Source organism: Polaribacter vadi (assembly GCF_018861005.1).
Lineage (GTDB): Bacteria > Bacteroidota > Bacteroidia > Flavobacteriales > Flavobacteriaceae > Polaribacter > Polaribacter vadi_A.
On the sequence record NZ_JAHKQL010000026.1, the window covers coordinates 38649 to 50246 of the forward strand.

Here is an 11598-nt window from a genome sequence, read left to right on the forward strand (position 1 = left end):
CTTGCAGGATTTATAGTTTATTTTTTCAATAAAAAAGTCAATGGAATGTCTATTCTTTGTTGCCAAGAAATTTCTGAATGATTGGTGCCTTCAAAAAATAAATTCTTATAATTTTCTGAAGTGTAACCATTATTTAGAAAAATAGCATCCACTTTTGGTGCATATTGTGGGTAAAATTGATCTAACGTTTTGTTACCGTAATCAAAATAGATTTTATGTGTTTTTGCATCAGGAACATTGTTTTCTACATACTTAAAAATTGATTCTGGCAAAGGATTATTTTTTACAGGTTGTGCACCCACCCAATGTGTAGAAATACATGCAGCGCCTTGAAAAACATCTGGATATTCTGAAATGGCATACATAGACATTAAACCACCCATAGAAGAACCTGCCACAAAAGTGTTTTCTTTATTGGTGTAAACAGCATAGGTTTTATCGATATAAGGTTTTAGTTCTTCTACTAAAAATTTCAAGTATTCATCTCCAGTTAAATCTGACAATTCCACATCATTATTCAAAAAACTTTTTACGAGTTCTAACTCTTTTTGGGTTAGAAAATTCATTGCTTTTTCTGGATACAAATCTAGCCATCTAATTTCAGCAATATTATGAATTGCCACTACAATAAAATCTTTGGTAACTCCATTTTTCATTAATTTTGAAGCCACTTCATCTATCTTCCATTCTTGTTTGTTCCAAGTCGTAGTTTCATCAAATAACATTTGGCCATCGTGCATGTATAAAACTGCATATTTTTTTTCTTCGGAATAGTTTTCTGGCAACCAAACATCAACTGGTCTTGGTTTTATAAATTGACTTGTAAAAGAATCTACTCTTATTAATTTTCCTGCAGCTAAAGTTGTTGTTGATAATTCGTGTGCTTTTATTGCTGATTTTGATGATTCTTGCTTTTGATCTTTTTCAGTTTTATGACAAGAAATACAAATTGTGATTGCTAGTAAGATGAGTATTTTTTTCATGGTTAAAAAATATAAACCTTTCAGGTTTTAAAAACATAAAAGGTCTTGTAAATTAATTATTTTTTGTACTTAAAATTACGCTTCCTTTTTCTGACAGCTGAATAGCATCTTTCCATAAAAAAGCTTCACCTGTAATGATATTTTTTAAAGTTTTACCTTCTAAACCAACTTCTTTAAAACGTTTTAAATCGATACTAATTGGTTTGTCATTTTTATTAATGATATGCACTACAACCTCATCATTTAAAACTCTATACAGAAAATAAGTTCCCATAAAAGGTGCAAAATGAATTGTTTTTCCTTCTTGAATTGCCTTGCTATTTTTTCTATAATTTAAAACAGTTTTTACAAAATTTTGCATCGATTTTTGGTCTTTTGTTAAACCTAAACCTGTAAAAGCATTTACTTGATCACCATGCCAACCACCAGGAAAATCAGTTCTTATTAATCCATGATCTCCAGGATTTGCAGTGTCATCCATTAAAATTTCTGTTCCGTAATAAATTTGCGGAATTCTAGGTAAAATCAACATATAACCTAATGCCATTTTTGCATTTGCTACATCTTCTTTTACTTCTGTATATAACCTACTTTTATCATGATTGTCTAAGAAAATCATGATGTCTTTTGGAGAAGCATAATGAAAATCATTTGCCAAACCTTCGTATAATTTTACTAAACCTTTGTCCCAAGATTCTTCTTCGTTAATTCCCTCTATAATTGCTTTTTCCATTGGGAAATCCATGGTAGATTTCAGATTCGATTCGTAACCATCTTTGTTTTTAGCACCTTTTTGCCAATAACCTACTAATAAAGGATTGTAGCTCCATTCTTCGCCAACAATTGAAAAATTTGGATATTCTTTCATAATTGCTCCTGCCCAATTTGCCATAAAATCTTTATCAGGATAAGGATATGTGTCTTGACGAATACCTCCTAAACCCAAAGTTTCTATCCACCAAATCGAATTTTGAATGATATAGTTTGCCATAAACGGATTTCGCTGATTTAAATCTGGCATTGTAGCCACAAACCAACCTTCATTATTCCCTTTTCTATCGGCTTCTGATGCATACAAATCTTGATTTGTAGTTCTTCTATGATTTGAGTTGATATTGGTTTTATAATTCCAATTCTCAATATTGTCCTCGTAGTTTTTTTGATGATTTACCCAATCTTCAAAAGGCAAATCTTTCATCCACCAGTGTTCTAAACCACAATGATTTGCAACCTGATCCATAATTAATTTCATTCCTTTTTCCCTTAATTTATCAGCTAAATTTTTATAGTCAGATAAACTTCCAAAACGAGGATCTACTTTATAATAATCTGTAATTGCATACCCATGATACGAACCTTGGTACGTATTATTTTCCAAAACAGGAGTTGGCCAAACTGTTGTAAAACCTAAATCTGAAATGTAATCTATTCCGTTGATAATTCCTTGTAAATCGCCTCCATGACGTTTGTACCCATCAGTTCTATCAATAGTAGTTTCGTTTAATTTTTGATTAATATCATTACTTTCATCAGCATTTGAAAAACGATCTGGAGTTATTAAATAAATGGCATCTGTACTGTTAAAACCTAAATATTCATCCGCAGTTTTTTGTCTTTGTTTTAACTCGTAAGTGTGTGTTTTTTTGGTTTGATCATCAAAAGTAAAAGTGATGTCAAATTTCCCTGATTTTGTAGTTGCATCAATATCTAAATCAAGAAATAAATAATTGTTGCTTTTTGCTTGGTTTACTTTTTTAATAGTAACTCCTGGGTAAGAAATTGATGGTTTAGATTGCCCAATATTTTCTTCTTTTACTAATAACTGGAGTGAAGTATTTTTCATATTTACCCACCAGTGAAGAGGTTCTACTCTTTCTAAAAAAGTGTTAGAAACTGAAACTTCAGAAACATCTTTTTTGGTTTCTGTATTGTTACAGGAAATAAAAATGATTACTGATAATACTAAAAAAATATTTCTGAAATGTTTCATAATTTCTATTAAAATATAATTATTTTGGAGATACTGTTACTTGTTCTCCGTTTACTAAAATATTAATTGCTTTGGTTCCTTCTAATTCAAATTGAGTTCCATTTTGGCTAACATTAACCGTAATTACTTGTTGTCTAAAGTTTACTTTAAACGAGTAAGAATCCCATCCTTTAGGAATTTTTGGCGAAAAAGAAAGTGAATTATCTACAACTCTCATTCCTCCAAAACCTTCTACAATACTCATCCAAGTACCAGCCATAGATGTAATATGTAAACCTTCTTCTACTTCGTGATTGTAATCATCTAAATCTAAACGAGACGTTCTTAAATAGAAAGTATACGCTTGCTCCATTCTATCTAATTTTGCAGCTTGAATACTGTGTACACAAGGCGAAAGTGAACTTTCGTGAACTGTAAATGGCTCGTAAAAATCGAAATGACGCTCTAATTCTTCTGTAGAAAAATGATCTTCGAACATATAAAAACCTTGCAAAGTATCTGCTTGTTTGATGTAAGGAGAACGTAAAATTCTGTCCCAACTCCATTTCTGATTAATTGGTCTTTGGCTCTGATCTAAATCTGCAACAGTAATTAATTCTTTGTCTAAGAAACCATCTTGTTGTAAATAAACATTGTGCTTTTCAGAAAAAGGGAAGTACATATTATCAGCAACATTTTTCCAAGAAGCCAATTCTTCATCAGTAATATTTACTTTTTCTTTAATTCTGATATAATCAGAAATATGATCGATTTTAACAATATCAATATTTTCTAGGGCATATTCTATACACCATTTTGCAATGTAATTTGTGTAGAAATTATTGTTGATGTTATTCTCGTACTCATTTGGCCCAGTTACGCCTAACATTACAAACTTGTCTTTATCCGTAGAAAAGTTTACTCTTTGATGCCAAAAACGTGCTATACCAATTAAAACTTCCAATCCTTTTTCTGGGATGTAAGTATAATCTTCTGTAAAACGATGGTAATTATAAATAGCAAATGCGATGGCTCCATTTCTATGGATTTCTTCGAAAGTGATTTCCCATTCGTTATGGCATTCTTCACCATTCATAGTAACCATTGGGTACAAAGCAGCTCCGTTTTTAAAACCCAATTTTTCTGCATTCTCAATCGCTTTTTCTAAATGATTATATCTGTACTCTAACAAAGTTCTTGCTACAGATTGATCTTTAGTTGCCATATAAAAAGGAATACAATAGGCTTCTGTATCCCAATAGGTACTTCCACCGTATTTTTCTCCTGTAAATCCTTTTGGCCCAATATTTAAAGATGCATCTGTACCTAAATAGGTCTGATTTAACTGAAAAATATTAAAACGAATACCTTGTTGCGCTTTTACATCACCTTCTATGGTGATGTCTGACATGCTCCAGATTTTTGCCCAAGCTTCTTTTTGCATGGCTAATAAAGCATCGAAACCGAAACTTACAGCTTTATCTAAAGCTGTTTTTGCTGCAGCAACTAATTCGCTTTTATCGTGATTACGATCTACAACATATCCACCAAATTTATGAATGGAATAGGTTTGATTTTTCTTAATTTCTTGTTGATATTTATTGGCTATAAAATTACTTGATTGCTCATTTGCGCTATTCGTTGTAATTTCATTACCATCAATAAATATTTTAGACTCCATAAAAGTGCACGTGTAAAAATGTGTTTTCATGGTTCTTGCCTCTATAAAAGATTGGTGATTATCTTGAGAGATTCCTAAAACATCCCAAAATTGGTCATCCCAATTGGTATCTTCATTGGTAATACCTGCATCTAAATAAGGAATATAAGTGATGCTTACATCATTACTTAAAGGAGTAATATTGTAAGAAATGGCACCAATTTCATCTAAATCTAAACTTAAAAAACGTTTGGTTTCTACTTTAATTTTTACATCATTTTGTAAAACAGCCTCAAAACTTCTAGACAACCAACCCTCTTGCATGTTGAGCTCTCTTTTAAAGTTTACAACTTCTTTACAGGTATATAAATCTAATTTTTCATCGTTAATTAACACGTTAATTCCTATCCAGTTTGGTGCATTTAAAACTTTTGCAAAATATTCTGGATATCCGTTTTTCCACCATCCTACACGAGTTTTATCAGGATAATAAACCCCTGCAATATAACTTCCTTGAAAAGTTGGGCCTGTATATTCTTCTTCAAAATTGGCACGTTGTCCCATGGCTCCATTACCAATACTGAACAAACTTTCTGAAGATTTTACCATTTGTGAATCAAATCCTTCCTCTAGAATTGACCACTCATTTGGTTGTATATAAACTTGATTCATATTAATTTTCTATTAAATCTTTAATAAAACGAGTACTGATTTCTGTAAAATCATTAAAATTGAATTGCGCTTCAGAAAGCACATTTTTATCTCCAATACCAATACTTATCATTTTTGCAGCATTGGCTGCTTGTATACCTGCAACTGCATCTTCAAAAACCACACAATCATTAGCATTTACCCCTAACTGCTGTGCAGCTAATAAAAATACTTCTGGATTTGGTTTTGCTTTAGTAACATGATTACCATCTACAATTGCATCAAAATAAGGTAACAAACCAACTTTTTCTAAAATGGGTTTTGCATTTTTACTTGCAGAACCTAAAGCAATTGGTATGTTATTTTCCTTTAAATATTCTAATATTTTTGGTACATCAGGTAGTATTTCTGATGCATCCATATTTTTTATAAATTCTAAATAATCGACATTTTTGTCAATCATCCATTTATCAAATTCTTCTTGTGTTGCTTCTCTTTTACCTATTTCTAATAAAATTTCTAAACAGCGTTTTCTACTAACACCTTTAAAAAGTTCGTTTTGTTCTTCAGTAAATTTGAAACCTAATTGGTTAGCTAATTTTTTCCAAGCTAAATAATGGTATTTGGCAGTGTCTACGATTACACCATCCAAATCAAAAATAAATCCTTTTTTCATCTTAATTTCTAAATTTCTTCTTGATAACTAATTGCATTTTTGTTTGTAATTAATAAATTACAAAACCCTGCTATTACTAGACTAATACCTGCAATAGTCATTGCATTTATAGCTTCTTCTCCTAATAAATTCGATACATAATTGATACCTCCTAAAGCTGCGATAATTTGAGGAATTACGATAAACATGTTAAAAATCCCCATAATAACTCCCATTTTTTTAGGATCTACAGAACTAGACAACATTGCATATGGCATAGATAAAATACTACCCCAAGCAAAACCTATTAATACAAAACAGTATTTTAAAGTTTCTGGAGAAGCATAATTCATCATAATAAAACCAATACCACCTAACATTAAAGAAAAAAGATGTACATACTTTCTGTTGATATTTCTTTTTGATGTGTAAAGTGTTAATAGTAATGCAAATACCATAGATGATAAGCCGTAAATACCCATAGCTGAACCCACTGAATTTGAGGATTCTTGAAATTTAGTATTGGCTATTTTAAATGCTTCTGCTTGTAAAGTATCTGTCATATTATATGCAGATTCTATTGGAGCAGGATTATGAAAAACATGTTCTGTTAATGCAGGGTTTGCCATAGACCACATTGTAAAAAAAGCGAACCAAGAAAAGAATTGGATAACCCCAAGTTTTTTCATAGTTGTTGGCATACTCCCTATATTGTTTAAAATATCTGGAATAAAATTATTCTTTTTTGCCTTTTCTTTCTCAAACTCCTCCATATCTTCAGGCGGATATTCATCTGTTGTAAAAACAGTGTAAAGAATACTTGCCAAAAAAACGAAAGCACCAATTGCGAAAGCTACTTTTACAGACATAGGAACTACACCTGATCCTGCTTCGTTACTTACTCCAAATTGAGAAACCATCCAAGGTAAATTACTTGCAACCCATGTACCAATACCTATAATTAAGGTTTGTACAACAAAACCATAAGATCTTTGAGATTGTGGTAATTTATCTGCAACTAAGGCTCTAAATGGCTCCATAGAAACATTAATAGAAGCATCTAAAATCCATAGAAAACCTGCAGCTACCCATAATGCTGGAGAATGAGGTACAAAAAATAAAGCTAGTGAGCTTAAAATTGCACCCACTAAAAAATAAGGTCTTCTTCTACCCCATTTTGCACTCCAAGTTCTATCGCTCATATAACCAATAATTGGTTGTACAAGTAGACCTGTTAAGGGAGCTGCAATCCAGAGTAAAGGAATATCTTCTTTACCTGCACCTAAAGTTTGAAAAATTCTTGACATAAATCCACCTTGTAGGGCGAATCCAAATTGTATTCCTAGAAACCCAAAACTCATGTTCCAGATTTGCCAGAAGCTTAATTTACGCTTTTCCATTATCGTAATTATTAGATTATACGATAAGTGCTTAGACTTATCAATTAATAAATTTTGTGGAATGTAATTTATTGATAAATCTTAATAATGTAACAAAGATATATTATTTTTATCAAGTTGATAAAAATGAATACAAAATTCTACGACGACGGTTTCGTAGATTCTCGTAACTTTAAATTGCTAGAAATAACGATTTTTTTAGGGCTGTAAACCTCAGTTTCTTTTTCTATTCTTTCTATTAAAAGTTCTACAGCTTGTTTACCCATTGTAAAACCATGTTGTGCTATTGTTGTGATAGATGGAGAAGAATATTCTGATATTAAACCATCAGTAAAGCCAATAACAGAGAAGTCTTTAGGTACATTTAGCCCCTTTTCTTTGGCTATTCTCATAGCATTTGCAGCATAGATCTCATTAACCGCAAAAACACCATCTATTTCTTGATTAAAAACAAATTCTATTTGTTTTCTTACATCACTATTTTCATCAATTTCAACAATTAAATTTTTATCTGTTTTTATATACTCTTCTATCAATGCTTTTTCATAACCTTGTCTTCTAAGAGTACCAACATTAACGTGTTTTGGAGTAGTAATTAAAGCTATTCTTTTTCTACCATTATCTAACAAGTGTTTGGTTGCTTTATAGCCTGCACCAACATCATCTACAACTACTTTATCACATAAAATATCATCTACAACTCTATCAAATAAAACTAAAGGAATTTCTTCTGACACCAAGTCTGTAAAGTGCTTAAAATCCTTATTTTTTAAGGTTTCATTAGCTATAGAAACTATCAAACCATCTACACTACCATTAGATAAAACTTTTAAGGTTTCTACTTCTTTTGCATAAGATTCATTAGAAAAACAAACCATTATATGATAACCTTTTTCTATAGCACCTTCTTCTATACCCATAATAACAGTAGAGAAAAAATGGTGTACTATTTTAGGTAAAATAACCCCAATAACTTTTGTTTTCTGATTTCTTAATTGTAACGCTAAACTGTTTGGTTTGTAGTTATAAAGGTTTGCATAAGCTTGTATTTTGTCTTTTGTTTCTTTACTAATCTCATGGCTATCCTTTAATGCTTTAGAAACTGTAGATGTAGAAACCCCTAATTCTTTAGCTATTGTTTTTATGGTAATTTTTTGCTTCATTTCTTTTTAAAAAGACAATTTTAAGTGATAAATATTACTAATTTAATGATTTTCAATAAAAAAGTTGTTAACACGAAACCGTTTTCGTGATTTTTATCATATTGATAACAGGCTTCTTGTTTCTATATTTACAATGTGGAATGTGAATTTATTGTTAAGTCGAAATCAAATTTACAGTTATTATTTAACAAATTATACATGAAAAAATTTAAATTATTGTTAATTGGAATTCTTTTGACTTCATCATTTACAATGTTTGCGCAACAAACAATTAATGGTGTTGTAAAAGAAAAAGCAACAGGTGAACCTTTGCCTGGTGTTAGTATATTGGTTAAAGGTACAACAAAAGGTACCCAAACCGATTTTGACGGAAACTTTTCTTTAGATAAAGTTAAAACAGGAGATACTTTAGTATTTCAGTATTTGGGTTATGCAGATCAAGAGCTTATTGTTGGTGCTGTTTTTAATCTTACAATAGAACTTATTGAATCTTCTGAGCAATTGGATGAAATCGTTGTAGTTGGTTATGGTTCTATTAAAAAAGAAGATTTAACAGGTACAACAGATCTATTAACTAGCGACGACTTTAATAAAGGACCAATTGTATCTGCACAATCTTTAATTAGTGGTAAAGTTGCAGGGGTAAATGTAATTGCAGGTTCTGGTGCTCCTGGAGATGGACAAACGATTAATATTCGTGGTACAGGTTCTTTATCTTTAACAAGCGAACCTCTTTATGTTATAGATGGTATTCCTTTAGATAATGGAGGAGTTGGTGGATCTAGAAATCCGTTAAACTTTATCAACCCAAATGATATTGAAACATTTGTAGTTTTAAAAGATGCTTCTTCTACTGCCATTTATGGTTCTAGAGCTGCAAATGGTGTAATTTTAATTACAACTAAAAAAGGTAAAGACAGAGAATTTAAATTCAATATTAGTTCTCAAACAACAGTTTATACGTTAAGAGATAAAGTTGATGTTTTATCTGCTGATCAATTTAGTACATTAATTAATGATATTGGAACTCCTAATCAAATTGCTTTATTAGGTAATGCTAATACAGATTGGCAAGAAGAGATTTACACTACTGCAATTGGGCAAGACCATAACTTTAGTGCTTTAGGTAACCTTTATGGTGTACCAATGAGAGCTTCTTTAGGGTATTCTGAACACGAAGGTATTTTAAAAGGTGACAATTTAGCACGTACAACTGCTTCTATAAACTTATCTCCTTCTTTTTTAGATGATCATTTAAAAGTAGATCTTAATGCAAAAGGAATGTACACAGAAAACGAATTTGCAAATAGAGATGCAATTGGTGGTGCAATTACTTTTGATCCTACACAAGCAGTTTTCGATTCAACTTCGCAATATGGTGGTTATTTTGCTTGGTTAGATGCAGGTACAGGAAACCAAAATAATTTGGCTCCTACAAACCCTGTGGCATTATTAGACTTAGTAGATGATTCTGCAGAAATTAGACGTTTAGTTGCAAACGCTAAAATAGATTATAAAATACACGGTTTAGAAGATTTAACTGCTACTATTAATGTTGGTTTTGATACTTCTAATAGCCATGGTAGAAAAGTTACTTCTGAATTAATACCAACTTCGGATGCAACCTTTAATGGTTCATTAACGAGTTTTATTCAAAAATCAGATAATAAAGTTTTTGATGCCTATTTAACATATACAAAAACTTTTAATGAAGCACACAACTTAACCGTAGTTGGTGGTCATGCTTATCAATCTTTTGAATATGACAATTATAGTTTTGATAGTGAAGCTCAAGAAGATGGTAATACTTTCGAAGTTGTAGATAAATCTAAAAATGTATTATTGTCATATTTTAGTAGAGCAAATTACGATTATAAAGGTAAATACTATTTAACTGCTACTTTAAGAGCAGATGCATCTTCTAAATTAAATCCTGATGATCGTTGGGGAATTTTCCCATCATTTGCAGCAGCTTGGAGTATTCATAAAGAAAGCTTTATGGAAGACTCTTTCTTTAATGAATTAAAATTAAGAGTTGGTTATGGAGAAATAGGTAATATTAATGGTTTAGGAGATTATCAATTTTTAACAAGATACCAAAGTAGTACAGATACTGCAAATTATCAATTTGGTAATGCTTTTTATCAAACTTTTAGACCAGAGCCTATCAACAAAGATTTACGTTGGGAAGTAGGTAAAACATTTAACCTAGGTATAGACTTTGCTTTTCTTGACAGAAGAATTTCGGGTTCTGTAAATGCTTATATTAAACAAACTAACGACCTTATTGCAAGTTCAATTGTAGATCCTTTTACAAATTTTGGAAATAGAATTAATGCTAACATTGGTAATATGGAAAACAGAGGTTTAGAATTCAACATAAATGCTACACCAATTAGAACTGATGATTTTGAATGGTCTGTTAATTATAACATTTCTTTAAACGATAATGAAATCACACAATTGTCTGTAGATCAACCTCAAGGAGGAATATCAACAGGTGTTGGTAATAATGTTCAAGTTCATAGAGAAGGACAAGCAGCTAATAGTTTTTTAGTATTTCAACAAGTTTATGATACTGATGGTAAGCCTTTAGAAGGTGTATTTGTTGATAGAAATAATGATAACACTATTAATGATGATGATAAATACATTAACGAAGATCCTTTTGCTGATGTTTTAATGGGCTTTAACACCAATATCAATTATAAAAATTGGGATTTATCTATACAAACTAGAGCAAGCTTTGGTAACTATATGTACAATGATGTTGCAGCAAACAGAGGTGTACAAATAAACGCAACAAATAACAACATATTATCAAACTTACACTCAGACTATTACAACAGTGGTTTTACTGTAATTAGTGATAAAACTGCTTTAAGTGATCATTTTGTACAAGACGCATCTTTCTTTAAAATAGACAACATCTCACTTGGTTATACCTTAGATAAGCTTAAAAACACAACATTTAGATTCTATGGATCTTTACAAAACGTGTTAATCATTACAGATTATGATGGTTTAGATCCAGAAATTAATTTAGGTATTGATAATAATTTTTACCCAAGACCAAGATCTTTTGTCTTAGGTGCAAACATTAACTTTTAAATAAAA

7 protein-coding genes are annotated in these 11598 nt (G+C 30.9%); 1 reads left to right on the forward strand and 6 read right to left on the reverse strand.

The features are described 5' to 3' along the window. Window positions 1-17: 17 nt before the first annotated feature. From KO506_RS12450 to KO506_RS12475, 6 genes are all read right to left on the reverse strand, one after another. Window positions 18-983: an alpha/beta hydrolase gene (locus KO506_RS12450; RefSeq protein WP_215995247.1), complete on the reverse strand. Its 966-nt coding sequence runs from the start codon at window positions 981-983 to the stop codon at window positions 18-20. A 52-nt stretch (window positions 984-1035) separates the two neighbouring features. Beyond that, complete coding sequence (locus KO506_RS12455; protein ID WP_215995248.1) at window positions 1036-2973, reverse strand: glycoside hydrolase family 13 protein; 1938 nt, start codon at window positions 2971-2973, stop codon at window positions 1036-1038. A gap of 19 nt (window positions 2974-2992) precedes the next feature. Continuing rightward, the gene (locus tag KO506_RS12460) at window positions 2993-5284 is read right to left on the reverse strand and encodes a glycoside hydrolase family 65 protein (protein ID WP_215995249.1); all 2292 of its coding nucleotides are present in this window, start codon (window positions 5282-5284) and stop codon (window positions 2993-2995) included. A gap of 1 nt (window position 5285) precedes the next feature. Beyond that, on the reverse strand, window positions 5286-5939 hold the full coding sequence (gene pgmB / locus KO506_RS12465) for a beta-phosphoglucomutase (protein WP_215995250.1): 654 nt from the start codon (window positions 5937-5939) through the stop codon (window positions 5286-5288). 8 nt (window positions 5940-5947) lie between these two features. Then, complete coding sequence (locus KO506_RS12470) at window positions 5948-7318, reverse strand: MFS transporter (RefSeq protein ID WP_215995251.1); 1371 nt, start codon at window positions 7316-7318, stop codon at window positions 5948-5950. 140 nt (window positions 7319-7458) lie between these two features. Next, window positions 7459-8481, reverse strand: coding sequence for a LacI family DNA-binding transcriptional regulator (locus KO506_RS12475; protein WP_215995252.1), 1023 nt, complete (start codon window positions 8479-8481; stop codon window positions 7459-7461). A gap of 198 nt (window positions 8482-8679) precedes the next feature. On the opposite strand from KO506_RS12475, the gene KO506_RS12480 reads away from it, so the two are divergent. Next, window positions 8680-11592 (forward strand): SusC/RagA family TonB-linked outer membrane protein, encoded by a 2913-nt coding sequence (locus KO506_RS12480; RefSeq protein ID WP_215995253.1) that lies wholly within the window; start codon window positions 8680-8682, stop codon window positions 11590-11592. Window positions 11593-11598: the final 6 nt, after the last annotated feature.

What these genes read in the sequence shown, in the direction of transcription:
- KO506_RS12455 (WP_215995248.1), bottom strand. Translation starts at nt 2,973, where the DNA reads ATGAAACATTTCAGAAATATTTTTTTAGTATTATCAGTAATCATTTTT.
- pgmB (WP_215995250.1), bottom strand. Translation starts at nt 5,939, where the DNA reads ATGAAAAAAGGATTTATTTTTGATTTGGATGGTGTAATCGTAGACACT.
- KO506_RS12475 (WP_215995252.1), bottom strand. Translation starts at nt 8,481, where the DNA reads ATGAAGCAAAAAATTACCATAAAAACAATAGCTAAAGAATTAGGGGTT.
- KO506_RS12480 (WP_215995253.1), top strand. Translation starts at nt 8,680, where the DNA reads ATGAAAAAATTTAAATTATTGTTAATTGGAATTCTTTTGACTTCATCA.
- KO506_RS12450 (WP_215995247.1), bottom strand. Translation starts at nt 983, where the DNA reads ATGAAAAAAATACTCATCTTACTAGCAATCACAATTTGTATTTCTTGT.
- KO506_RS12470 (WP_215995251.1), bottom strand. Translation starts at nt 7,318, where the DNA reads ATGGAAAAGCGTAAATTAAGCTTCTGGCAAATCTGGAACATGAGTTTT.
- KO506_RS12460 (WP_215995249.1), bottom strand. Translation starts at nt 5,284, where the DNA reads ATGAATCAAGTTTATATACAACCAAATGAGTGGTCAATTCTAGAGGAA.